We start from the raw sequence: 22,564 nt of genomic DNA, 5'->3' as shown, positions 1-22,564 counted from the left end.
GGGCTACTCGGTCTTGAACACGGGGTTCCCGGCGGCGTCGATCATCCACCACAGGCTGCCGACGCTCTGCCCGAGCATGTCGCCGGGAACCTTGTCGTCGAGGTACCGATAAACGGGCTTGCCGTTGACAGTGATCTGGAAGGACCCCTCCGGCCCGTCGACGGTGCTGATGACAGCGTCGATTCCTTCGACGATGGGTGAGTCGGTGACCGAGGTGACCGCAGGCCAGTATCGAAGGCACGCTTCGTCACACGATCCGGCTTGTGAGTTCTCCTCGTCCGGGTTGTAGACGTAGACGGTCATGCCTTCGCCGTCGACGGCGATCGTCCCGAGCGGGGAGTCGGCGGTCTTCAGCAGGGGCGCATCAGCGGCAGCGGGTGGCGACAGCGACGTCGAAATGGCAGTGACGTTGTCTGCGCTGTCCCCGGAATCGAGGGCGTCGGGCGAGCAACCGGTGAGGACGAGGGCGGTACTCGCAACCGTCGCGAACAACCACTGTCTGCGCATGACGTCTCCGTTCTGGGCGGGAGTGCTCGGGGCAAGCAGTCGGGGATACCCGGTGAAGGCGAGCTGAAAACGCTGGTCGATTGTTGCCTCGACAATAGCTCTGTTACAGAGCTATTGTTACGTGTGGATGAATTCGGAGCAGATCTTGCGGACGACGTCCTGGAAACGCTCGGTCAATTGCGCCGGGGCACCAGGAAGGCGTCGGGGCGGCCGTTTGCAGAACGACCGCTCGGAGGAGCCCAGATCGAACTCGTCAGGCTGCTACGACGCAACCCGGGTCTGTCCGTGGCCGAGGCTGCCGGGCGATTGGGTGTTGCGGCAAACACGGTGTCCACCTTGGTTCGGCAGCTGGTCGACGAAGGAGTGATCGAACGCGTTGCCGACGAGTCCGATCGACGCGTCGCGCGATTGGTGCTCTCGGACGAGGCGCGCGCCCGCGTCGAAGTGTGGCGCGATCGCCGGAGCGTGATCGTCGGCCAGGCATTGTCGAGTTTGACCGAGGAAGACAGGGCGAGCATCGAGGCTGCGCTTCCGGCCCTGTCGCGATTGGCGAGCGCTCTGGCAGCAGCCGGATCAGAAGGCGAGGGGCAGTGAGATGCTGACACAGTGGTGGAAGAGCCGAGCGGCAGGTTCACCTGACCCCGGCGCACACGCGGTCGAGATCGACTCGGTGACATACAAGTTCGGTGATCACCGTGCGGTGGACAACCTGAGTCTGGTTGTCAACGCGGGGGAGTGCTTCGGCCTGCTCGGTCCCAACGGTGCAGGAAAGACGACGACGATCAGATTGCTCAACACGTTACTTCCTCTGCCAGACGGTGACATTCGAATTCTCGGTCGCTCCGTTCGTACCGAAGCGATGGCGATTCGGCGCTACCTCGGGTACGTGCCACAACAGCTCTCGATCGAAAGCGCATTGACCGCACGCGAGAACGTGACCTGGTTCGCGCGCCTGTACGACGTTCCGCGGTCCGAACGACGCGAGCGCGTCGACCAAGCGCTCGAGATGGTGGATCTGCTCGATGCAGGTGATCGTCTCGCGTCGAGTTTCTCCGGCGGTATGGTGCGAAGGCTCGAACTTGCGCAGGCACTGGTGAACCGACCGTCGCTGCTGGTACTCGACGAACCGACGGTGGGGCTGGATCCCATTGCCCGCGAATCCGTCTGGCAGCGCGTGACGGAGATGCAGAAGCAGTACGGCATGACTGTCCTGCTCACCACGCACTACATGGAAGAAGCCGAGGAGCTCTGTGATCGTGTTGCGTTGATGCATCACGGTGAACTTCGTGCAGTGGGCGAGCCGAGCGCGTTGGCCGCCGAACTGGGGCCGGAGTCCACCCTCGAAGACGTGTTCCGTCATTACACCGGCGACGACCTCACCGGCGACAAGTCAGGAGGTCTCCGCGATGTCCGCACTGCCCGTCGCACAGCGCGCCGCTTGGGCTGATCCCACTACCAACGGCTTTGCCCGATTGCTCTCGAGAATCTACACATTCTGCCTCGTGGAAGTTCAGAAGTTGCGGCACGACCGATCTGAATTGGTCACGCGCGCAATCCAGCCGATCCTCTGGTTGGTGATCTTCGGTCAGACGTTCAGTCATATCCGAGCGATCCCGACTGGCGACGTACCGTATCTCGACTTTCTCGCGCCGGGCATCATTGCGCAGTCCGCTCTTTTTGTTGCGATCTTCTACGGAATCCAGATCATCTGGGAGCGTGACGCAGGAGTCCTCACCAAGTTGATGGTCACACCGACGCCGCGCGCTGCATTGGTGACCGGTAAGGCATTCGCCGCCGGGATCCGCGCGGTAGCCCAGGCCGTGGTCGTAGTCGTCGTGGCGGCACTGCTGGGCGTGAGCATGACGTGGAATCCGATCAAGCTGCTCGGCGTCGTGGCCGTCGTTGTCCTCGGCTCCGCGTTCTTCGCCTGTCTGTCGGTTGCGATCGCGGGGATCGTGCTCAAACGAGATCGATTGATGGGCATCGGGCAGGCAATCACCATGCCACTGTTCTTTGCGTCCAATGCGCTCTACCCGGTCGAACTCATGCCGACGTGGGTTCAGTGGCTCAGCCGCATCAACCCGCTGAGCTACGAGGTGTCGGCACTGCGCGGTCTGCTGATCGGAATGCCGACCAACTACCTCGTCGACTTCGGCGTGCTGATCGGGGCGGCGCTGCTCGGAATCGTCACCGCCTCGGCACTATTGGGCCGGTTGACTCGCTGATAGTCACGCTGGATCAGTCACGAGTGAACGGTGGGGTGTACGTGCTGCAATCCGGAGGTACAGCCGGGAGTCCTTCGGACGAGCGAAGTTTCTCCGCAATCGACGAGAGCAAATCCTGCGATTCAGGGGAGAGATCGACCGCTTTTATGGCCAGAGAACGCAATTCGCTGTCGTGGAACTCTTCGACAACCGAACGGTCTTCTTCCGGAATCAGTTCGGGATCCTGCCGAGGCGTCGGACCGAAGAAGTACTCTGCTGCTACGCCGAAGTAATCGGCCAATGCCAAAACGACTTGCTCCGACGGATTTGTGCGCACACCGCTCCGGAGCTGAGAGAGGTACGGTGTCGAAATCTTGCATCCGCGTTGTGAAAGGGCTTCCACAACTTGTGCGTTGGTGAGTCTCGGTGCTGTGGCCGGGTACAAGGCGTTCAAGCGGTCCTTGAATGAATCGGTCACAATTCCTCCCTCGAGCGTGACCCAGCGTCACAGCTACTTCGCAGTTTTCACATAGTAGACGACACGGTTATTCTGGACTCCGGTCGAAAGTCCTTTCACCTGCGGATATTTGGCGCCGAGAGATTCCAAAGACTTTGTAAAGTATGTGATTTACGCCGCGTACTGACCGTTCGTTTTGCCAAGGTGTGCGGCGGTAGCGTATAAGCCAAACGGCGGTGGTTACGCCATTGTGCTGCAGGTTCTTTCAGCCGGTCCTATCCATTTCGAGTCGATGCATTCCTGCTTGGTCTGTAACGTGCAGGAGCTGCTGGCGGGCGCACGGCGTCACTCTCTGCGGCGGTTGGCGCGCCGCGTGTTCGGAACTCCGTCCCGGTGCTCTGCTCGACTCTCGCGCGTAGTGACGAAGCGTATTTTTTGCGGTCGAGAGTGAGCGGTCGGGTGCGTCCACCTGTCGAAAGTGACGCGCTCCGAAAGCGGCCGATTGGTATGTCATCGACGTTGGAACACAGTGCTTCTCGTCGTTCGCCACTATCTCGTGCGGTGATATCGGCGCCGCTCGGACGTGTTGCTGCGGCACACCGGGCTCGAGGAGCAGCATCCCCGCTGGACACGTCGAGCGTCGCCTCTGCGTCTTTCTGATCGGAATTGCCTGCTGCACCAGTAGTAGTCGACGTCCGTCGTAGTCGGGTGCCCGTCAGCGCCATTCGGAGGACTACGCGCCTTGCCCACGGAGAGCGACAGTCCGGGCGGCAATTCTGTCGCACAGATCCAGCCGGTGGTGCCGTGCCGCGATGCTCAGCCTGCAGCATGTGGGCCTCGGCCTCGGAAACGCATTATGGCACGGGGCTTGCTGACCGGCGCATACTGGTTACAACACGGTGTTCGAAGGGCAGGACTGACATGGTCAGTGTCGAGAAGTGGGCGATGTGGGATTCCGCCGTGGAGGTGGATGTCACCGAGGGCGCTGCGCTGCCCACTGCGCACGCGTTGATCGCATCTGCCATCGACGAAACCGAGGCGGTGTGCGACCTTCGCCGGGGCGACGCCGAGATTCACGCCGTCAACCTCGCTCAGGGAACTCCGGTCAAAGTGACTCGGCGCATGTCTGCTCTCTTGCGATCGGCGCTGTGGGCGGCCCGTATGACCGGTGGGGCGGTCAATCCGCTTGCCGACAATTTCTCCGAGGACGAATCCATCCCTCCGGTGCACCCGACCCCGACGTTCGAGGACGTACAGCTCGACGGAGACGTGGTGTACGCACCGTGGGGTGCGTCGTTCGACATCACCGGAGTTGCCAAGGCGGACACCGTCGATCGCGCCGCGCAGATCGTCGCCGCCGAATTACAATGTGGCGTTGCCGTGCGGATCGGTGACGTGATCGCCACGGCCGGCCACGCGCCGGCCGGTGGCTGGCAGATTCCGGTGCCGGGCAGCGAGGAAGTCGAACTGGTCAACGGAACTGCGATGGCGACGGCGCGGGCGGGAGAGCTGCCCTCCTGGGAGCCGAACCAGGAGCGGCCCTCCACGGAGTGGGCACAGGTCTCGGTGATTGCTGACGACGCGGTGTGGGCGTACGCCGCGAGCGAAGCAGCGTTGATCCGGGGGATCAGTGCGATCAAATGGGTTGAACAGCAAGAGCTTCGCGCTCGGCTCGTCGACCGATCCGGACGCGTGTACACAACGGAAAGCTGGTTCGGCCCGGCAGCCGCGTGAATTCAGGTTCGCCGCGTGACGTCAGGCCCGTCCGCGCTCTGTGCGGTACCAGTGCACCAGTGCGTCGGTTGACGTGTCGCCGAGGTCGCCGGGTGCCTCTTCGGAAGAGAGCGCAGGCCCCAGTTCCAGGGCCTGTGTCTTGCCGAGTTCGACGCCCCACTGATCGAACGGATTGACACCCCACACAGCACCTTCGACGAAGACCTGATGCTCGTAGAGAGCGATCAGCTGACCGACGACCGATGGGGTCAGCTCCTTCGCCAAGATGGTGCTCGAAGGCCGGTTGCCTGGCATGACCTTGTGCGGAACCAACTCCGGTGCCGTGCCCTCTGCCGCGATCTCTTCTGCCGTTTTGCCGAACGCGAGAACCTTTGTCTGAGCGAAGAAGTTACTCATGAGCAGATCGTGCATGGATCCGGTGCCGTCCGCCGTCGGCAGGTCGTCGGTGGATTCCGCGAAGCCGATGAAATCGGCGGGCACGAGCCATGTGCCCTGATGCAGGAGCTGATAGAACGCGTGCTGGCCGTTGGTTCCCGGCTCGCCCCAGAAGATTTCACCGGTGGACGTGGTCACCGGTGAGCCATCAGCGCGCACCGACTTGCCGTTGGACTCCATGGTCAGCTGCTGCAGGTAGGCAGGAAAGCGCAACAAGTCGTTGGAATAGGGCAGCACCGCGCGCGACTGAGCACCGAAGAAGTTCGAGTACCAGAGCCCGATGAGGCCGAGGAGGACCGGTGCGTTCTGCTCGAGCGGTTGGTTTCGGAAGTGCGTGTCGATCTGGTGGAATCCGTCGAGGAACTCCGCAAAACGAACGGGTCCGACGGCGCACATGACCGACAAGCCGATCGCCGAGTCGACGGAGTAGCGCCCGCCGACCCAATCCCAGAACCCGAACATGTTCGCGGTGTCGATGCCGAACTCCGCCACGCGGTCGCCGTGGGTGGAGACTGCGACGAAGTGCTTGGCTACGGCCGAGACGTCCTCGCTGCCCAGACCGGCGAACAGCCAACGCTTTGCCGCCGTCGCGTTGGTGAGCGTCTCGAGGGTGGAGAATGTCTTGGATGCGACGATGAAGAGCGTCGTCTCCGGATCGAGGTCGTCGAGCTGCCCGACCAGGTCGACCGGGTCGATGTTGGAGACGAACCGGACGCTGATTCCGGCATCGGCGTAGTGCCGCAGTGCACGGTAGACCATCACCGGCCCGAGGTCGGAACCGCCGATGCCGATGTTGACGACGGTGCGGATGCGCTTGCCGGTAGCTCCGGTCCACTCGCCACTGCGCACACGATCAGCGAAAGCGCCCATCGCGTCCAGAACTTCGTGAACGTCCGTCACGACGTCTTGACCGTCGACGGTCAGATCAGAACCCTTGGGCAGACGCAGCGCAGTGTGCAGTACGGCGCGGTCTTCCGAAGTGTTGATGTGATCGCCCGCGAACATCGCGTCGCGTCGTGCCTCGACGCCGGCCTCGCGGGCCAGGTCGACGAGCAGCGTGAGAGTCTCGCGGCTGACGCGATGCTTGCTGTAGTCGATGTGAAGATCACCGGCGTCGATCGTCAACTCGCGCCCGCGGGCGGGATCGTCCTGGAAGAGTTCTCGCAGGTGAACGCCTTCGATGTCGGCGTAATGAGCGCGCAGTTTCTGCCAGGCTGAGGTTCCGGTGATATCAGTGCTCACGATCATCGACTTTAGTGGCACAGGCTGGAAACTTCCTCGCGAGTCTTACTCGCCAGCAGACGTACGCGCCGGCGGCGAGCATCATGGAACCCATGGACACATTCGAATTCATTCGATCAGTTCCCACCCAGTTGTTCGTCGGCGGCCGGTTCGTGCCCGCGGAGGACAACGCGACATTTTCGGTATCGGATCCGGCGACCGGGAAATCGTTGACCGACGTCGCCGATGCGAGCCCGGCGGATGCGTTGCGCGCGCTGGACGAAGCCGTGGCGGTTTCGTCGACGTGGGCGAGCACTCCTGCACGTGAGCGCGGAGAAATCCTGCGAGCCGTCTACGAGAAGATCACCGAGCGCGCCGAGGATGTGGCGCTGCTGATGACTCTCGAGATGGGCAAGGCACTCGCCGAGAGCCGTGCCGAGGTCAAGTACGGCGCCGAGTTCTTCCGGTGGTTCAGCGAGGAGGCCGTTCGGATCGGCGGACGCTACACGCCGGCACCGGCGGGCAACGGCCGGATCCTCGTCACGAAGGCACCGGTCGGACCATGTCTGGCCATCACACCGTGGAACTTCCCGTTGGCGATGGGTACCCGCAAGATCGGACCGGCGTTGGCTGCCGGCTGCACGATCATCGTCAAGCCCGCCTCGGAGACCCCGTTGACGATGCTGCTGCTCGCTCAGCTCATGGCCGAAGCAGGGCTGCCCGACGGAGTCCTGTCGGTGTTGCCGACATCGAAATCCGGTGAAGTGACCGGCCCACTCATCGACGACCCTCGACTACGCAAGCTCACCTTCACCGGGTCGACCGGCGTCGGCAAGATGCTGGTGGAGAAGTCCGCGAAGCGGTTGCTGCGTACGTCGATGGAATTGGGTGGCAACGCACCCTTCGTCGTGTTCGACGACGCCGACGTCGACAAGGCAGTCGAGGGTGCGGTACTCGCCAAGCTTCGCAACGGTGGCGAAGCATGCACCGCCGCCAACCGGTTCCATGTCGCCAACGCCGTGCGTGAAGAGTTCACGACCAAGCTGACCGAGAAGATGGCGACTTTCACCATGGGACCCGGTACCGACCCGGAGACGAAGCTCGGCCCGCTGATCAATCAGAACCAACTCGACACGGTCGCAGAATTGGTTGCAGATGCGGTGGATGCCGGGGCGAAGGTGCGGCTCGGCGGCGAAGCGCCAGGTGGTGAGGGATACTTCTATCCAGCCACGGTGTTGGCCGACGTTCCGGCGAGCGCACGGATCCTGAAAGAAGAGGTCTTCGGGCCCGTCGCCGCGATCACCGGCTTCGACACCGAAGCCGAAGGCATCGCAGCCGCCAACGACACGGAGTTCGGCCTGGCCGCATACATCTTCACGAGGGATCTCGACCGTGCGCTTCGCGTTTCCGACGCACTGGAATCAGGAATGATCGGCGTCAACCGCGGAGTGATCTCGGACGCGGCAGCGCCGTTCGGTGGTGTGAAGGAATCCGGATTCGGCCGCGAGGGCGGGACCGAGGGGATCGAGGAATACCTGAATACGAAGTACGTCGCGCTCGAGAGCTGATACTTACGCGAACGGCCACATCGGGACTGCCAGAGGCATCCGATGTGGCCGTTCGCGAGTGAACAGGGCGTGCGCTAGTGGCCCAGGCGTCCGCGGCCCAGGCGCAGGAGCAGCATCGCGAGAGTGTGGCCTTCCTGACCCAGCTCGTTGAACCGTTCGAGGACCTTCATCTCTCGGCTGTGCACCAGACGCGGACCACCCGATGCCATCCGGGTACGGCCGATGATCTGGGAGACCTCGGAGCGGCGTTTGATGGCCGCGAGGATCTCGGCGTCGAGCCGGTCGATTTCTTTCCGGAGTTCGTCGATCTCGGCCTCGCTCTGGGGGACCTCGACGTCGGTCGGAACAGTTTTCACAGTATCGACAGTATTTACAGTATTTCCATTGGGGGCTGCAGCCTGGGTGCTCATTGCTATTCGTCTCCTCTTCCTACTGCGTGGATCGTGCTCTCGGCTCGGGTCGTTACCGATCCAGGCACACTGACGAAAATGCCCCGGATCCGATTCGGACCAGGGGCGGGTGAGCTGTTCAGATCACGTGCACCGAGGTCCGGGGCACGTAAAGTAACGCCACAGCGGGCCGACGGGGTCGGCCGTGTTGTCGCGAACGGAAATGCTGAACATAGCGTCCAGTTTGCCATGCTCGACACAGGTAATCCAAGTGCCTCTACCAGCAGGTGGACGCACTGACGACCGTGTCGGTGGACGCCGGTAGCGTGGACAGGCGATGAACACGTACCCAGCACTCGGTGAGCACGACGGACATTCCCAGCACGACGGGGGCGGCGCGCGGGGACACGACGCGGGTTCGGACGCCCTCCTCGAGGGTCTCAACCCGCAACAGCGCGAGGCCGTGGTCCATGCCGGTTCGCCGTTGCTGATCGTCGCGGGCGCCGGCTCGGGCAAGACGGCAGTGCTGACGCGTCGCATCGCCTATCTGCTGGCCGAACGGGGTGTCACCCCCGGTCAGATCCTGGCCATCACGTTCACCAACAAGGCTGCGGCCGAGATGCGCGAGCGTGTGGCAGCTCTTGTCGGACCGCGTGCCAACGCTATGTGGGTATCGACGTTCCACTCGAGTTGCGTGCGCATCCTGCGAGCGCAGGCGGCGCTCCTGCCCGGTTTGAACTCCAATTTCTCGATCTACGATTCCGACGATTCGCGTCGACTGCTGACGATGATCTCGAAGGACCTCGAGCTCGACACCAAACGATTCTCCGCGCGGCTACTCGCCACTCACATCTCCAACCTGAAGAACGAACTCGTCGGACCGGAAGAGGCGGTTGTCGCAGCCGATCAGGATCCGGCCGAACTGCCGCGACTGATCGCCAAGGTCTACGGCCACTACCAACAGCGGCTGCGTGCTGCGAACGCACTCGACTTCGACGATCTCATCGGTGAGACCGTTGCGCTTTTGCAGGCGTTTCCCCAGATCGCCGAGTACTACCGCCGCCGCTTCCGTCACGTGCTCGTCGACGAGTACCAGGACACCAACCATGCGCAGTACATGCTTGTGCGTGAACTGGTCGGCGGAGCCGGAGAGTCCGACCATGCCGTTGCCCCGGCCGAATTGTGCGTCGTCGGTGACGCCGATCAGTCGATCTACGCATTCCGCGGAGCCACGATCCGCAACATCGAAGAGTTCGAACGCGACTACCCGGACGCTCGGACCATCCTCCTCGAACAGAACTACCGTTCGACGCAGAACATTCTGTCTGCGGCCAACTCCGTGATCTCCAAGAACACCGGTCGACGAGAAAAGCGTCTGTGGACCGATTCGGGTGAAGGCGAACTGATCGTCGGCTACGTTGCAGACAACGAGCACGACGAAGCATCGTTTGTCGCCTCGGAGATCGATCGGCTGGTGGACCAGGGCGACACCAAGTTCGCCGACATCGCGGTGTTCTACCGGACCAACAACTCCTCACGTGCGCTCGAGGAGATCTTCATCCGACTCGGCGTGCCGTACAAGGTAGTCGGCGGCGTTCGCTTCTACGAGCGCAAGGAAGTTCGGGACATCGTCGCGTACCTGCGCGTCCTCGCCAACGAAGACGACACCGTGAGCTTGCGACGCATCCTCAACACGCCACGACGCGGTATCGGTGATCGAGCCGAAGCCTGCGTCGCCGTGCACTCCGAGCACCGCAACATCAGCTTCGCCGCCGCTCTCCGTGACGGCGCGGAAGGTAAAGTGGCGCTGCTCAATACGCGGTCACAGAAGGCCATCGCGTCGTTCCTCGAGATGATGGACGGGCTGCGGGCCCTGCTGCCGACAGCGGCCGCCGACGAGGACGAACCCTTCGAGCTCGGTGACATCGGTGAGGTTGCCGAGGCGGTGCTCGAGCGAACCGGCTACCGCGCCGAGCTTGCGGCGAGCAGCGATCCGCAGGACGGCGCGCGACTCGACAACCTGAACGAGCTCGTCAGTGTGGCAAGGGAATTCAGTTCCGACGCACGAAACGCGGCCGGGCTGATCGATCCAGACGACGAGGAAACCGCAGCAATGCGTGAAGGCGAACCCGATCCGGGTTCGCTTGCCGCCTTCCTCGAACGGGTGTCACTTGTCGCCGACGCCGATCAGCTGCCGGACTCCGACGACGGCGTCGTGACCATGATGACGCTTCATACCGCCAAGGGCCTCGAGTTCCCGGTCGTCTTCGTCACCGGTTGGGAGGACGGGCAGTTCCCGCACATGCGCGCCCTCGGGGATCCGGCAGAGCTGTCCGAAGAGCGTCGTCTCGCCTACGTCGGCATCACCCGTGCCAGGCAGCGCCTGTACCTGACGCGCGCGATCATGCGTTCGGCTTGGGGGCAACCGATCCAGAACCCGGCGTCACGATTCATCCAGGAGATCCCGGAGGACCTGATCAACTGGCGCCGTGAGGATCCGGGCACCGGTGGCGGATTCGGAAGCGGCAGGCCCGGTTACGGCAGTGGAAGCCGCTACGGTAGCCAGGGCGGCCAGGGATACGGTGGCGGGCAGAACTACGGGGGAGGGTCCGGCAAGGCCGCGTCGACTCCCAGTTTCGGTGCCGCGCGTGGCCGCAACAACGTTCTGGTCCTCGCCACGGGTGACCGCGTCAGCCACGACAAGTACGGTCTGGGCACCGTGTTGGAAACCAAGGGCACCGGACCCACCGCGACGGTCACCATCGACTTCGGTAGTGCGGGCAAGGTGCGGTTGATGCTCATCGGCGGTGTGCCGATGGTCAAGCTGTAAAAGACGGGCAAAAAACTTCCGGCCCGTACCTGGAAAGGTGCGGGCCGGAAGTTTTTTGCTCAGAAGCGTTGGGCGTGCGATCAGTCCTGCTCGACGCCGAGGCTGATGCCGCGTGAGGCAAGCCAAGGGAGGGGATCGATTTTGTTCTCGCCGGCGAGGTGAACCTCGAAGTGAAGGTGCGGGCCGGTGGAGAAGCCGCGGTTGCCGACAGTGGCGATCTGGTCTCCGGCCATGACCTGCTGACCGACGGTGACGGTGGACGTGTCGATGTGGCCGTAGACGGTGATCGTTCCGTCTGCGTGCTGCAGGCGGACCCACATGCCGAATCCGGAAGCCGGACCTGAATCGATGACCTTGCCGTCGGCGACTGCGACGATGGGCGTCCCGATCGGGGCGGCGATGTCGACGCCGGCGTGCAGGGTGCCCCAGCGGGTGCCGAAGTTGGACGTGAACGTGCCGACTGCCGGCAGGACGAACAGCGGGCGTCGGGCAGCGGCTTCGCGTGCTGCGCGCTCGTCACTGAAACGCTGGCCCTTAGCAAGCAGGTTGCTGAACTGGGAGAGGTCGGTCGGTGCTGCGACGTTGAGGACCTGGGGAGCGTCGGCTTCGGTGGTGGCTGCCGTGGAGGTGGCCGGAGCGAACTGAGCGGCCTGAGGTTCTGCGGTGGTGCCGATCGCGGAGGACTCGTTGGCGAGTGCAACTTCCGAGTGGTCGGCGGCGGAAGAGGAACCGTCGTTGACAACTGCCTGGCCCGCAGCGACAACTGCGCCGGCTGCAACTGCCAGAACGGCGGCACGGCCCTTGAGAGCAGAGGGAGGGGTGGGGAGTCGGTGAGCACCGCTGCGGCGAACCGGAGATTCGACATCGACTGTCGGTGCGGAGGAGGCGTAAGTGGGGGTGCTGATCACGTCGGACTCGACGAACTCGTGAGAGTCGGAATCGGACGACGTGGAGGATGAATTTCGAGTGAACATATCGGTAGAGATCTCAGAACTTTTGGTCTCGGTGTAACGCCTGGCCGAGTGCGTTGGATAAGTGGTCGTGACCTCGTCTGGAGCTGAGTTCGAGAACCTACTAGCGGTGAACTGGCTGCGGTGATGCATATGCCGGTTCTCTCCTCGAGTTCGTGATCAGCCCGTGACTTAGACCGACTGACGGTAACGAAATGATTGCGATGGGTGCAAGCCGTAGCGGAAACCTGTCCGATTATGTGACGTGCCTCACAGCTTGACCTGGGAATATGTCGATCCGGGCAAAACGGACGAATCATCTCGTTTCGTGATCACGCGTGTCACAACCGGATCACCGGTCCATTCAGGCACTACCGTCGATCGAGTGTCCACAACACCTGGAACTACGTCGCAGGCGCGTATCGACGACCCCCGAGTGAAGTCCGGGGCGCCCCTCGCGGCGGTCATCGGACTGCTCGGTGCCGTCGGAGTGGCGGCCAGTCCCGTCGTCGGAGTCGGGAGTGGCCGCGGGGTCGACACGACGGGCGCTGTCACTTCTGCGGCGCTCTTCGCAGCCGTCTGCACCATCGTCGCGCCCCTGGTGGCACTACTCGTTTCGGGCCGCAGACCCGCCATGGCAGGTGGACTCCTGGCCGGGATAGGTGCGGTGTCGCTCGGCGCGGCGATCCTCGACGTTCAGTTGTTCGTCGACGCAATCGATGCAAACCGCTTGGACCTTTTCCGTCCGATTTCGGCGGGTTCGATCGACGCGGGGCCCGGTGCTTATCTCGCGCTTGCGGGCCACGGACTCCTTGTGGCGGCCGGTGTTCTCGGGCTCATGGTCGTCCATCGTGAATCGGAACGAGACGGATACGGCAGTGCTCGCGCCGCAGAATTCGACGGGCGATCGGTTGGCGGGCGGATCGGCGGATGGCCGACTGCGCTGCTGATATTGGCTGCAGTGGTGTTCGTGCTCTCACTGTTCGGTCCTTCCTTCAGTTCGCAGGATCCGATCTTCCTGGTCAAACCACTCGTCGACTCGGCGTCGGCCACGGCTGTCGGTACAGGACTGGTCGGCGTCGCGGTACTCGTTGCGGTCGCAGCGGCATTGACGTCCATCTCGCTGCCGGTTGGCAGCGGCGCCCTGATCGGTGTCGGTCTGGGCGCACTCGCAGTCAGTGGAACCAGGGTGATGGCTGGGTTCGCAGCCGGCGATCGGATCGGCGTCGGTTCGGGATCCGTGGTCGGGGCACTGGCCGCAGTGGTCATCGTCGTGATCGGAGTTTCAGCGCCTTACCTCGCATCCAGACGTGAAACAGGTGCGATTCCCGCTGAAAGTGTGGTCCGCGCGCCTACGAAGACAACAAAGGGTGCGCTCAAAGCAGCGATGGTGGCGCAGTCCCGGGCGGCGCAGGCGCGGGTCGACAGACTTCACCGCGTTGCCGGCGCCGCCGCAATCATCACGGCGGCTGTTGCGGGCGTCGGCTCGGCTTTGCCTGTCCTGTCGTTGCCGGAGGGAATCCCGGAGCCGTCGATGCTGTCGTCTCGACTGGTTCTGCTCGCCGCTGCCGTATTGCTTCTCGCCGGGCTGGGCCTTTTCGCCCCGGGCCGCGCCACCGTAGTGCGTCCGGCCGTCGGAGTGTTGTGGACGACGGTCGTGATGGGAGTCGCCGCGGTCATGCAGTCGGCGGTCATCGCGACCGACGTGCCGGGAGTCGGGTTGGGGATCGGTGCCTTCGTACTCTGCGGCGCGGCTTTCCTCGCTGCGGCGACGGGACTGCTCGTCTGGCTCGCGGGAAGCGCCGAGCGCGAGGACGTCGACACGTCGGTGGACGGCGGTTCGAGAGGGCTGGTGCTTCTCGTCGGTGGGATCGGCGCCGTCGCCGTCCTGATCGGAACCGCGCTCCCCCTCTATCAGGGTGACACCTACACAGCGGCCTCAGTTCTGGAGTGGCCGTGGGGAATTGACGTCTGGGGTCAATTGCTCGTCGGCGTCACCGTCGTGATCGCCGCCGTGATCGCAGCGTCCGCGCGGCCGTCGCGGGGCGCGGCATTGCTGATCGGATCTGCCGTGGCAGCGCTGGTGTACGTCAGTGAGTGGCCGCTCACGTCATCGCGCATATCGGACGCAACCGTGGGGGTGGGTGCGATCACAGCGGCCACGGGCATAGTGTTGCTTCTCGTTGCAGCGTTCTCGAGCGCAAGAATCAGTGAGACTGATGCTTGACAAATTCGGTGTGGCCACCTTGCCGATTCGGTGAGGCGCGCCTCATCGGGCATTTGCGCGTGACTTGGGCCACATAGCATCAATGCGGGCGCAAACCGAACGCGGCAACTGGTTAAAGTCCAGAACAGACCCGCTCCTACCCCTCGAGCGGGTGACAACGCAGACGAGACGGTGAGCAGATGGATCTCTTCGAATACCAGGCGAAGGAACTCTTCGCCAAGCACGGAGTGCCGACTTCGGCTGGACGTGTTACAGACACAGTCGCCGGCGCACGCGAGATTGCCGAAGAAATCGGTAAGCCCGTGATGGTGAAGGCACAGGTCAAGGTAGGCGGCCGCGGCAAGGCCGGTGGCGTCAAGTACTCGCCCGACGTGGATGCCGCAGTGGCGAACGCCGAGGCAATCCTGGGCCTGGACATCAAGGGCCATGTCGTCAAGAAGCTGCTGGTCGCAGAGGCAAGTGACATTGCCGAGGAGTACTACATCTCCTTCCTGCTCGACCGCACCAACCGCACCTACCTGGCCATGTGCTCGGTAGAGGGTGGCGTCGAGATCGAGGTCACCGCCGAGGAGAACCCCGACGCTCTCGCCAAGATCCCCGTCGACGCAGTCAAGGGCGTCGACCTCGCGTTCGCGCGCAGCATCGCCGAGGCAGGAAAGCTGCCCGCAGAGGTGCTCGACGCAGCGGCCGTGACGATCCAGAAGCTGTGGGAGGTCTTCATCGGCGAAGACGCACTCCTCGTCGAGGTCAACCCCCTCGTTCGTACGCCTGACGATCAGATCCTTGCCCTCGACGGCAAGGTCACCCTCGACGAGAACGCAGCGTTCCGTCAGCCCGGCCACGAGGCATTCGAGGATCGCGACGCTACCGATCCCCTCGAGCTCAAGGCCAAGGAAAACGACCTCAACTACGTCAAGCTCGACGGTGAGGTCGGAATCATCGGCAACGGCGCAGGCCTGGTCATGTCCACCCTGGACGTCGTCGCATACGCCGGCGAGAACCACGGTGGCGTCAAGCCCGCCAACTTCCTCGACATCGGCGGCGGAGCTTCCGCTGCAGTCATGGCTGCCGGCCTGGATGTCATCCTCAACGACGCACAGGTCAAGAGCGTGTTCGTCAACGTCTTCGGCGGCATCACCGCGTGTGACGCAGTTGCCAACGGCATCGTCGGCGCACTGAAGACCCTGGGCGACGAGGCCAACAAGCCGCTCGTCGTTCGCCTGGACGGAAACAACGTCGAAGAGGGTCGTCGTATCCTCGCCGAGGCCAACCACCCGCTGGTCACGGTCGTCGCAACCATGGACGAGGCCGCCGACAAGGCCGCCGAACTCGCTCACGCAGCGAAGTAAGGGACTCACAGAACAATGGCAATCTTCCTCACCAAGGATTCAAAGGTCATCGTCCAGGGCATCACCGGCGGCGAGGGCACCAAGCACACCGCTCTGATGCTCAAGGCCGGCACCCAGGTCGTCGGCGGCGTCAACGCTCGCAAGGCCGGCACCACGGTCTCGCACGTTGCTGCTGACGGTTCCCCTGTCGAGCTCCCCGTCTTCGCGACGGTCGAAGAGGCAATCAAGGAGACCGGCGCAGACGTCTCCATCGCATTCGTTCCCCCGGCCTTCTCGAAGGACGCCATCGTCGAGGCCATCGACGCGGAGATCCCGCTCCTCGTGGTCATCACCGAGGGCATCCCGGTTCAGGACTCCGCTTACGCTTGGGCGTACAACGAGTCCAAGGGCAAGAAGACGCGCATCATCGGACCGAACTGCCCCGGCATCATCACCCCGGGCGAGGCCCTCGTCGGCATCACGCCCGCCAACATTGCAGGCACCGGCCCCATCGGCCTGGTCTCCAAGTCGGGCACCCTGACCTACCAGATGATGTACGAACTCCGTGACTTCGGCTTCTCCACCGCCATCGGCATCGGCGGCGACCCGGTCATCGGAACCACCCACATCGACGCTATCGAGGCGTTCGAGAAGGATCCCGAGACCAAGGTCATCGTGATGATCGGTGAGATCGGTGGCGACGCGGAAGAGCGTGCAGCCGACTACATCAAGGCCAACGTCACCAAGCCCGTCGTCGGCTACGTGGCTGGCTTCACCGCTCCCGAAGGCAAGACCATGGGCCACGCAGGCGCCATCGTCTCCGGTTCCTCGGGAACGGCTCAGGCCAAGCAGGAAGCTCTCGAAGCTGCAGGCGTGAAGGTCGGCAAGACGCCGTCCGCCACCGCTGCTCTCGCTCGCGAGATTCTTCAGTCCCTGTAAGGGGCTTCGCCCCCGTGCGTGGTTAGGGAGTCTCCGGACTCCTTAACCACGCACAGTGGTATCGACCCACATCGACCCGGCAGGTTCCAACTGCCCGGCACCGGATGTGATGGATGCGACGATCGAGTCGAGGTCGTCGGCGTCACCGGCGGCGAGCGTCATCACCGCCTTCGCTCCATACGTGGTTCCGAGCACCGAGACGCCCCGCGCTCTCAGCTCCGATTCCACCCGACCGGCCTCCGAGTGCCGGATCGCCAAAGTGCGCAGGACCTTCCTCTCCCTGGCCACAAGCTCGGCCGAATCGAGAGCAACCGAAACGGCTCCGGAATACGCGCGGACCAATCCACCGGCGCCGAGCTTGATTCCGCCGAAGTAGCGCGTGACGACAACAATCACATCGACCAGATCTCGAGACTTGAGAACCTGAAGCATCGGCACTCCCGCAGTCCCGCCTGGTTCGCCGTCGTCGTGTGCACGCTCGACGCGTGAGTTCGCCTCGTATCCGATCACGAAAGCCGAACAATGATGGCGCGCATCGGGATACAGCGACTTCTGCTCAGCGACGAACTCCGTGGCGGCTTCGGCGTCGTCTACTCGGCGAAGCGCGGCGATGAATCGTGAGTGCTTCACCTCGGTTTCGACGACATGGTCGGCGCCGGGCGCGAGGGTGAAGGGCATCTGCCCATTGTCTCCTGTCGGTGTTAGCGTGCGAAGTCGAGACACATACGCTGGTAACCATCGAAGACCGTCTACGAGGAGAAGTCATGACGTTCACGCCGCAAGGGCCCAGCTTCGGGCCACCGAATCAGCCGGCAGCGGGCGGTGGAACCAAGAATCTCGGATTCATCCTGCTCATCGCCGTCGCGGCACTCGGCCTGATCAATTTCCTGCTCGGTTTTGCGCCGTTTACGTCGATCAGCGGCAGCAGTAGCGGCATCGGTAGCGGCCTGGACACCAGTTCGAGCTTCTTCGAGTCGAGCATCTACGGCCTCGGATTCGTTTTCGCCGGCGGTGTGGTCGCAGGCGTGTCGCTGCTCCCGAAGCAGTCGTATGCAGGCATCGCCGCAGCGCTCACCCTCACGGGATTCTTCGCTTTGGTGTTCGCCGCGTTCTCCGTCGGTACCAGCGACTACGTCGACATCAGCCTCGGTTGGGGCTTGATCATCGTGCTGATCCTCTCGTTCGTGCAAACCGTCGTCGCAGTGGCCGCGTTGCTGTTCGAGATCGGAATCCTGAAGGCTCCCGCACCCCGTCCGGTAGCTCAGCAGTACGGTCAGCCGCAGGGCTACGGCCAGCCGCAGGGTCAGGCGCCGGGTCAGTCGCAGGGTTACGGACAGGGCCAGTACGGCCAGCCCCAGCAGGCTCAGCAGCAGCCCCAGTACCAGCAGAATTCGCAGTACGGGCAGGCGCAGCAGCAGGGATACGGGGGAGCACACGCCGCCCCCGCCGACCCGAGTGCTTCGCAGCAGCCTTACGGCCAGACAGCGCCTCCCTACGGTCAGAACCCGGTGCAGAATCCCGCACAGACCGACTCGTCGGCAGCAACGACGTCGTCCTACTATCCGCTGACCTCGCAGCCCGCGAGTCAGCCGAACCCGAGTTACTCGTCGGACCAGTTCACCGCACCACGCGGTTACGGCCAGCCGTACAACCAGCAGCAGGCTGGCTCGACCGAGCAGCCGACGGGTTTCGAGCCGCCCACATTCGAAGCACCGACGCCGTCTGCTGAGCCTGACCAGGGCAGCGGCGATTCCGCTGCCGAGACCAAGGTCTTCGGCTCGCAGAACCCCGACGAGCGTCAGCAGTAGTACTTTTTCGTTTCACGAACATGGATGTGGCCTCCGACCCGCTGCGGGTGGAGGCCACATTCATGAGCCCGACGGCGCGCCTGAGTGCGCGGCGCACTATCGAGTGAAACCCTCGAGGGGATGAGTTCTTTGATTGATGGCACCCGGTCCCGTCCCGCGTCCGCACGACCCGGGCGTGGTCGTGCTGGCGGCGGCCGCGTCGGCGGCGGTCGCCCGGCACCGAACCCGGACCTGGCGCGCAAGCTGCTGACCGTCGCCTTCCGGCCGTCGGGCCTGACGATGCTGCTGATCGCGGCTGTCGTTGTGGTCACCTTGGTATCGGCGAGCAGCGACCTGACCGGAGCTTTCGGCGCCATAGCCACCACCTGGTTGGTCATCCACCAAGTGCCGGCGACTATCAGCGGCGTCCAACTCGGCGTGCTGCCATTGCTCCCGACGGCCGTCATGATGTGGGTGGTCGCACGCCGATGCGCGTCGACTGCGGTGCACACCGACTCCCGTGACGACACCCTCCGCCTGGTGGGGGCCGCAGTAGCCGGACCGTTGACTATCACGGCAATCGCGCTCGCAGTGGTCGCCGATGCCTCCGCGGCGATTCCGCTGTCGAGCCCCAACACGTTGGCCGCTTTCGGCTGGGTCGCCGGGATTCACCTGATCGCCGCGTCCGTCGGTGTTGCTGCTGCGCACTGGGATCGCGTCGTCGCCGAGATTCCGCCGTGGGCATCTGCCGCTGTTCGTCCGGCCGCGGCTGCGTCGGCAGCGCTGCTGGCCGCGGGCGCCGTGGTTGTCGTCGTCTCACTACTCGTGTCGTGGTCGACGGTCGGTGACCTACTCGCGCGCGGAAACGGGTTTGTCGGCATTCTGGGATTGACGGTGCTGTCGCTGCTCTATCTGCCGAACCTCGTGGTCGGCGCTGCCGCGGTGATGACCGGGTCGACGGCCGATTTCGGCAGCGTCTCCATCAGTGTGTTCGGCAACATCGGCGGAGATCTGCCACCTTTGCCCCTTCTCGGAGCGATTCCGGAAGGTGTCGCCGGTGGAATCTGGCCTGTGTTGTTGATCGTTCCGGCAGCGGTGGGCGTGATTCTCGGCCGTGATTGTGCCCGACGCATCGCCGGGCAGGACAGCGTGCTCGCAGTGCTGACGGCAGCTGCCGGTGTCGGCGTCGTCATGGCGCTGCTTGCTCTTGCTGCCGGGGGAGACCTGGGGCAGTTCGGCACCGTCGAGGTCCTGTGGTGGGGCTTCGGTCTCCTGACCTTTGCGTGGCTGGGGTTGTTCGGGACCGTCTCGGCCTTGATCGCTATGTGGTTCTCTCATCGTGGACACATGAAGGACGAGGTTGCAGTACCGACCGCTGAACCTGCTCCGACAGTCGAGCCCGAACTGGCGATCACAGCCGCGGCCACACCGGAAGCGGCGGACGACGAAAACACCGACGAAGTGCTCGCCCAGGAATCTGCAGTGGTAGTCACCAAGGTCCTCGAAGCCGAAATCGTCGAGGAATCGGGCGAACCTGCGCTGGTCGTGAGTGAGGAAACCGTCGAGATCGAAGTAGTCGACGCCGAGGTTGTCGCGGCGCCTGAGGCGGACCCGGCAGTCGACCCCACAGCCGCACCCGAGCCGGAGACAGACCTGCCCTCGAAGCCGCAGGAGTCCAGCGACTAGGCTGTCATGCGGCCGATACTCCGGCCGCATCATCTTCCAGTTCTCAGGAGTAGTGCGCTGACTGCCTCGGCCGACAATCCGCAGCCGACAATGCCCGACAGGGTCCAATTTCGCGACTCGATCGCGCGGGTAGTCGTACTCGCTTCGGGTGCGGGAACCCTGTTGACTTCGCTGATCGAGGCTTCGCACGCCGACGGATACCCGGCCGAGATCGTTGCTGTCGGCGTCGATCGGGACTGCCTCGCTGCCGAGCACGCCGCGGACTCGAAGATTCCGTCCTTCAAGGTGTCGATCAAGGCCTACGAGGATCGCACCGCCTGGGACGACGCACTGACGGCAGCGGTGGCCGAGCACGAACCCGATCTGGTGGTCAGTGCAGGTTTCATGAAGATCCTCGGCCCCACCTTTCTCGCGCGTTTCGGTGGCCGAATCATCAACACTCATCCCGCGTTGCTGCCTGCCTTCCCCGGCGCGCACGCGGTTCCCGACGCTCTGGCGTACGGCGTGAAGGTCACCGGTTCCACGGTGCATCTCGTCGACGGTGGAGTTGATACCGGGCCGATCTTGGCGCAGGAAGCTGTGCCGGTGCATGACGACGACACCGAGTCTTCGTTGCATGAACGCATCAAAATTGTGGAGCGACGGTTGTTGGCGGACGTCATCGCCGCTGTTGCTACGCGCGGAGTGGTTTCCGATGGACGAAAGGCCGTGATCCCCAGTGAGTGAACGCAAGGCTGTGCGCCGTGCACTTGTCAGCGTCTACGACAAGAGTGGTCTGATCGAGCTGGCCACGGGCCTGCACGAGGCCGGTGTCGAGTTGGTCTCGACCGGTTCGACCGCGTCGAAGATCGCCGACGCCGGTATCCCCGTGACGCCGGTCGAGGCTCTGACCGGATTCCCGGAATGCCTCGAAGGCCGTGTGAAGACGCTGCATCCGCGCGTCCACGCCGGCGTTCTCGCCGATACCCGCAAGCCGGATCACCTCGCTCAGCTCGAGGATCTCGGCATCGCGACCTTCGAATTGGTCGTCGTGAACCTGTACCCCTTCACCGAGACGGTTGCCTCGGGCGCCAGCCCGGACGAGTGCGTCGAGCAGATCGACATCGGTGGCCCGTCGATGGTGCGTGCTGCAGCCAAGAACCATCCGTCGGTTGCCGTCGTGGTCGATCCGGCTCGTTACGCCGATGTCCTGACTGCCGTTGCCGGTGGCGGATTCACCTTGCGCGAGCGCACTGTGCTTGCGGCGCAGGCGTTCCAGCACACCGCGTCGTACGACGTCGCTGTTGCAAGTTGGATGACGAGCACGATCGCAGCTGACGAGGACGGTTCGCTGTTCCCGGCTTGGGTCGGTGCTACCTGGAACCGCAGCGCTGTTCTTCGCTACGGCGAGAACCCGCATCAGGACGCGGCGCTGTACGAAAACCCGGCGGCCCCTGCGGGTTTGGCTCAGGCAGAGCAGTTGCACGGCAAGGAGATGTCGTACAACAACTACACGGACTCCGACGCAGCGTGGCGTGCAGCGTACGACTTCACTGATCCGGCCGTCGCAATCATCAAGCACGCCAACCCGTGTGGAATCGCCATCGGCACCGACATCGCCGACGCTCACCGCAAGGCGCATGCATGCGATCCGGTCAGTGCTTTCGGTGGTGTCATCGCAGCCAACCGTGAGGTCACCGTCGAGCTGGCCGAACAGATCGCCGACATCTTCACCGAGGTTGTCATCGCGCCCTCGTACGAAGACGGAGCTGTCGAGGTTCTGCAGCGTAAGAAGAACATTCGTGTTCTGAAGGCTGCGGCTCCGACCGCTACCGGAATCGAACTGCGTCCCATCTCGGGCGGTACCTTGCTCCAGCAGCGCGACGTCCTGGACGCCGACGGCGACAACCCGGCCAACTGGACTCTCGCCAACGGTGAGGCAGCCGATGCCGAGACCCTTGCTGACCTCGAATTTGCTTGGCGCGCCAGCCGATCGGTGAAGTCCAACGCGATCCTGCTGGCCTCCGGCGGCGCGTCCGTCGGCGTCGGCATGGGCCAGGTCAACCGCGTCGATGCCGCGCATCTTGCTGTTCAACGGGCCGGTGACCGCGTCGTAGGTTCGGTTGCAGCTTCGGACGCATTCTTCCCGTTCCCTGACGGCCTGCAGGTACTGCTCAACGCCGGCGTCAAGGCTGTAGTTCAGCCGGGTGGTTCGGTTCGTGACAACGAAGTGATCGCCGCGGCCAAGGAAGCCGGCGTCACTCTCTACCTGACCGGTGCGCGCCACTTCGCGCACTGATTCCTGCTTCGGTAGCGGGCCTCG

Annotated in this window: 19 protein-coding genes; 13 read left to right on the top strand and 6 right to left on the bottom strand. The window is 63.7% G+C overall.

The window, feature by feature from the left end; translation table 11 throughout:
* Positions 1–3 precede the first annotated feature (3 nt).
* Positions 4–507, bottom strand: coding sequence for a hypothetical protein (locus DBV08_RS11195; RefSeq protein ID WP_095971091.1), 504 nt, complete (start codon positions 505–507; stop codon positions 4–6).
* Between the two features lie 123 nt (positions 508–630).
* Between DBV08_RS11195 and DBV08_RS11190 the strand changes: the two genes are divergently transcribed.
* The 3 genes from DBV08_RS11190 to DBV08_RS11180 are packed head-to-tail and all read left to right on the top strand — an operon-like array spanning position 631 to position 2,732.
* Positions 631–1,101 (top strand): MarR family winged helix-turn-helix transcriptional regulator, encoded by a 471-nt coding sequence (locus DBV08_RS11190; RefSeq protein ID WP_124567468.1) that lies wholly within the window; start codon positions 631–633, stop codon positions 1,099–1,101.
* Position 1,102: 1 nt separating this feature from the next.
* Entirely contained in the window at positions 1,103–1,954 is an 852-nt protein-coding gene (locus tag DBV08_RS11185) for an ABC transporter ATP-binding protein (protein WP_124567467.1), read from the top strand.
* A complete protein-coding gene (locus tag DBV08_RS11180; protein WP_095971088.1) occupies positions 1,914–2,732 on the top strand; it encodes an ABC transporter permease in 819 nt (272 codons plus the stop codon). Before DBV08_RS11185 ends, DBV08_RS11180 begins: the two co-directional genes overlap by 41 nt.
* A gap of 13 nt (positions 2,733–2,745) precedes the next feature.
* On the opposite strand, the gene DBV08_RS11175 is transcribed toward DBV08_RS11180, so the two are convergent.
* Positions 2,746–3,189, bottom strand: coding sequence for a helix-turn-helix domain-containing protein (locus DBV08_RS11175; protein ID WP_003946341.1), 444 nt, complete (start codon positions 3,187–3,189; stop codon positions 2,746–2,748).
* A 900-nt stretch (positions 3,190–4,089) separates the two neighbouring features.
* Between DBV08_RS11175 and DBV08_RS11170 the strand changes: the two genes are divergently transcribed.
* Positions 4,090–4,902: an FAD:protein FMN transferase gene (locus tag DBV08_RS11170; RefSeq protein WP_095971087.1), complete on the top strand. Its 813-nt coding sequence runs from the start codon at positions 4,090–4,092 to the stop codon at positions 4,900–4,902.
* 21 nt (positions 4,903–4,923) lie between these two features.
* On the opposite strand, the gene pgi is transcribed toward DBV08_RS11170, so the two are convergent.
* The gene (gene pgi / locus DBV08_RS11165; protein ID WP_124567466.1) at positions 4,924–6,579 is read right to left on the bottom strand and encodes a glucose-6-phosphate isomerase; all 1,656 of its coding nucleotides are present in this window, start codon (positions 6,577–6,579) and stop codon (positions 4,924–4,926) included.
* Positions 6,580–6,671: 92 nt separating this feature from the next.
* On the opposite strand from pgi, the gene DBV08_RS11160 reads away from it, so the two are divergent.
* Positions 6,672–8,126 carry an NAD-dependent succinate-semialdehyde dehydrogenase gene (locus DBV08_RS11160; protein ID WP_185564589.1) on the top strand — a complete coding sequence of 485 codons (1,455 nt, stop codon included), beginning with the start codon at positions 6,672–6,674 and terminating at the stop codon, positions 8,124–8,126.
* A gap of 74 nt (positions 8,127–8,200) precedes the next feature.
* Here DBV08_RS11160 and DBV08_RS11155 read toward each other — a convergent pair whose 3' ends face one another.
* Positions 8,201–8,536, bottom strand: coding sequence for a chorismate mutase (locus tag DBV08_RS11155; RefSeq protein WP_206028826.1), 336 nt, complete (start codon positions 8,534–8,536; stop codon positions 8,201–8,203).
* 316 nt (positions 8,537–8,852) lie between these two features.
* On the opposite strand from DBV08_RS11155, the gene pcrA reads away from it, so the two are divergent.
* Positions 8,853–11,345 (top strand): DNA helicase PcrA, encoded by a 2,493-nt coding sequence (pcrA, locus tag DBV08_RS11150; RefSeq protein WP_124567464.1) that lies wholly within the window; start codon positions 8,853–8,855, stop codon positions 11,343–11,345.
* Between the two features lie 80 nt (positions 11,346–11,425).
* Here the strand turns inward: pcrA and DBV08_RS11145 are convergent, their stop codons facing one another.
* Positions 11,426–12,448, bottom strand: a complete 1,023-nt coding sequence (locus DBV08_RS11145; protein WP_030534879.1) for a M23 family metallopeptidase — start codon at positions 12,446–12,448, stop codon at positions 11,426–11,428.
* Between the two features lie 232 nt (positions 12,449–12,680).
* Between DBV08_RS11145 and DBV08_RS11140 the strand changes: the two genes are divergently transcribed.
* The 3 genes from DBV08_RS11140 to sucD all read left to right on the top strand — a co-directional run bounded on the left by DBV08_RS11140 (position 12,681) and on the right by sucD (position 16,789).
* Positions 12,681–14,522: a hypothetical protein gene (locus tag DBV08_RS11140; RefSeq protein WP_260395524.1), complete on the top strand. Its 1,842-nt coding sequence runs from the start codon at positions 12,681–12,683 to the stop codon at positions 14,520–14,522.
* A gap of 179 nt (positions 14,523–14,701) precedes the next feature.
* Positions 14,702–15,871 carry an ADP-forming succinate--CoA ligase subunit beta gene (gene sucC, locus DBV08_RS11135; RefSeq protein ID WP_003946426.1) on the top strand — a complete coding sequence of 390 codons (1,170 nt, stop codon included), beginning with the start codon at positions 14,702–14,704 and terminating at the stop codon, positions 15,869–15,871.
* A gap of 15 nt (positions 15,872–15,886) precedes the next feature.
* Complete coding sequence (gene sucD, locus DBV08_RS11130) at positions 15,887–16,789, top strand: succinate--CoA ligase subunit alpha (protein ID WP_003946432.1); 903 nt, start codon at positions 15,887–15,889, stop codon at positions 16,787–16,789.
* A 42-nt stretch (positions 16,790–16,831) separates the two neighbouring features.
* Here sucD and DBV08_RS11125 read toward each other — a convergent pair whose 3' ends face one another.
* Complete coding sequence (locus tag DBV08_RS11125; RefSeq protein ID WP_124567462.1) at positions 16,832–17,467, bottom strand: YigZ family protein; 636 nt, start codon at positions 17,465–17,467, stop codon at positions 16,832–16,834.
* Positions 17,468–17,553: 86 nt separating this feature from the next.
* On the opposite strand from DBV08_RS11125, the gene DBV08_RS11120 reads away from it, so the two are divergent.
* The 4 genes from DBV08_RS11120 to purH all read left to right on the top strand — a co-directional run bounded on the left by DBV08_RS11120 (position 17,554) and on the right by purH (position 22,540).
* A complete protein-coding gene (locus DBV08_RS11120; protein WP_124567461.1) occupies positions 17,554–18,597 on the top strand; it encodes a DUF5336 domain-containing protein in 1,044 nt (347 codons plus the stop codon).
* A 120-nt stretch (positions 18,598–18,717) separates the two neighbouring features.
* Positions 18,718–20,262: a DUF6350 family protein gene (locus DBV08_RS11115; RefSeq protein WP_124567460.1), complete on the top strand. Its 1,545-nt coding sequence runs from the start codon at positions 18,718–18,720 to the stop codon at positions 20,260–20,262.
* Between the two features lie 6 nt (positions 20,263–20,268).
* Positions 20,269–20,988: a phosphoribosylglycinamide formyltransferase gene (gene purN / locus DBV08_RS11110; RefSeq protein WP_124567459.1), complete on the top strand. Its 720-nt coding sequence runs from the start codon at positions 20,269–20,271 to the stop codon at positions 20,986–20,988.
* On the top strand, positions 20,981–22,540 hold the full coding sequence (gene purH, locus DBV08_RS11105; protein WP_124567458.1) for a bifunctional phosphoribosylaminoimidazolecarboxamide formyltransferase/IMP cyclohydrolase: 1,560 nt from the start codon (positions 20,981–20,983) through the stop codon (positions 22,538–22,540). The genes purN and purH overlap by 8 nt, the downstream gene beginning before the upstream one ends.
* The last annotated feature ends 24 nt before the right edge of the window (positions 22,541–22,564 follow it).

This window comes from Rhodococcus sp. KBW08, from assembly GCF_003852455.1.
Classification (GTDB): domain Bacteria; phylum Actinomycetota; class Actinomycetes; order Mycobacteriales; family Mycobacteriaceae; genus Rhodococcus_F; species Rhodococcus_F baikonurensis.
This window is presented reverse-complemented; position numbering and strand designations above follow the sequence as displayed.

Bases quoted from the DNA above. Each gene is read 5' to 3' on its own strand.
- DBV08_RS11145 (WP_030534879.1), bottom strand. From the start codon at position 12,448: ATGCATCACCGCAGCCAGTTCACCGCTAGTAGGTTCTCGAACTCAGCT.
- sucC (WP_003946426.1), top strand. From the start codon at position 14,702: ATGGATCTCTTCGAATACCAGGCGAAGGAACTCTTCGCCAAGCACGGA.
- DBV08_RS11160 (WP_185564589.1), top strand. From the start codon at position 6,672: ATGGACACATTCGAATTCATTCGATCAGTTCCCACCCAGTTGTTCGTC.
- DBV08_RS11115 (WP_124567460.1), top strand. From the start codon at position 18,718: ATGAGTTCTTTGATTGATGGCACCCGGTCCCGTCCCGCGTCCGCACGA.
- DBV08_RS11195 (WP_095971091.1), bottom strand. From the start codon at position 507: ATGCGCAGACAGTGGTTGTTCGCGACGGTTGCGAGTACCGCCCTCGTC.
- sucD (WP_003946432.1), top strand. From the start codon at position 15,887: ATGGCAATCTTCCTCACCAAGGATTCAAAGGTCATCGTCCAGGGCATC.
- pcrA (WP_124567464.1), top strand. From the start codon at position 8,853: ATGAACACGTACCCAGCACTCGGTGAGCACGACGGACATTCCCAGCAC.
- DBV08_RS11120 (WP_124567461.1), top strand. From the start codon at position 17,554: ATGACGTTCACGCCGCAAGGGCCCAGCTTCGGGCCACCGAATCAGCCG.
- DBV08_RS11155 (WP_206028826.1), bottom strand. From the start codon at position 8,536: ATGAGCACCCAGGCTGCAGCCCCCAATGGAAATACTGTAAATACTGTC.
- DBV08_RS11170 (WP_095971087.1), top strand. From the start codon at position 4,090: ATGGTCAGTGTCGAGAAGTGGGCGATGTGGGATTCCGCCGTGGAGGTG.
- DBV08_RS11180 (WP_095971088.1), top strand. From the start codon at position 1,914: ATGTCCGCACTGCCCGTCGCACAGCGCGCCGCTTGGGCTGATCCCACT.
- purN (WP_124567459.1), top strand. From the start codon at position 20,269: ATGCGGCCGATACTCCGGCCGCATCATCTTCCAGTTCTCAGGAGTAGT.
- DBV08_RS11125 (WP_124567462.1), bottom strand. From the start codon at position 17,467: ATGCCCTTCACCCTCGCGCCCGGCGCCGACCATGTCGTCGAAACCGAG.
- DBV08_RS11185 (WP_124567467.1), top strand. From the start codon at position 1,103: ATGCTGACACAGTGGTGGAAGAGCCGAGCGGCAGGTTCACCTGACCCC.